Source organism: Syntrophomonas sp. UBA5494 (assembly GCF_002426325.1).
This window is the reverse complement of record NZ_DIPG01000038.1, coordinates 81,496-82,306: the sequence shown is the minus strand read 5'-3', so window position 1 is coordinate 82,306 and position 811 is coordinate 81,496. Positions and strand designations below refer to the sequence as shown.

The window sequence follows — 811 nt, the reverse complement described above, 5'->3', positions numbered from 1 at the left end:
ATGTGTTCCAGGACCTTGGGGCCGGCAATAACACCCTCCTTGGTAACATGGCCGATTAAGAAAAAGGTAATGCCGCTTTTTTTGGCAATATCGGTAATACGGGCGGTGCACTCGCGTAATTGCACTATACTGCCGGGGATTGAGGAGATTTCGCTGCAGTAAACCGCTTGTATAGAATCGATGATCACTGTAGCCGGTTTTATTTTTTCTATATATTCTGCCAAGAGGTCAATGTTCTGTTCGGCCAGCAAAAAAATAGCAGCGCTGTCTACGTCAAGGCGCATGGAGCGCAGCCGGATCTGCTGCAAAGATTCTTCTCCGCACAGGTAAATGACAGGTCCACCCTGCCCGGCAATAGACTGAGCCACCTGCAACAAAAGGGTTGATTTGCCGATTCCGGGATTGCCGCCTATGAGTATCACTGAGCCCGGCACCATGCCTCCCCCCAGAACCCGGTCCAATTCGTCAACACCGCTGCTGCAGCGCTTTACATCCCCGGCAGGAATACTCGGCAGAGGCACCGCCTCCACCCGCAGTCTGCCCGGTATGGCCGGTTTGCTGGCCCGGATCTCTTCCTGAAAAGTATTCCACATCCCGCAGGCCGGACATTTGCCCAGCCATTTGCTGTTCTCATAGGCGCAGTTATTACATACGTAACGATTTGATATCTTCAACGCTTATTGGCTCCTTACAAAAATATTATATACCAAATCGTACCAGGAAAAAGAGCTGTTAAAAAGCCTCGATGAATGGCTTTGTCAAACGCCCCCAAGACCTCGGCCTCCGCTGGTGGATGGGATAAACATATTTG

General features: G+C 50.8%; 1 protein-coding gene. It reads right to left on the bottom strand.

The genetic code is table 11. From position 1 onward, the window contains the following. Positions 1 to 674: ATPase domain-containing protein (locus tag B3W37_RS04155; protein WP_483174861.1), on the bottom strand; the 674-nt coding region annotated here is incomplete at its 3' end. Positions 675 to 811 lie beyond the last annotated feature (137 nt).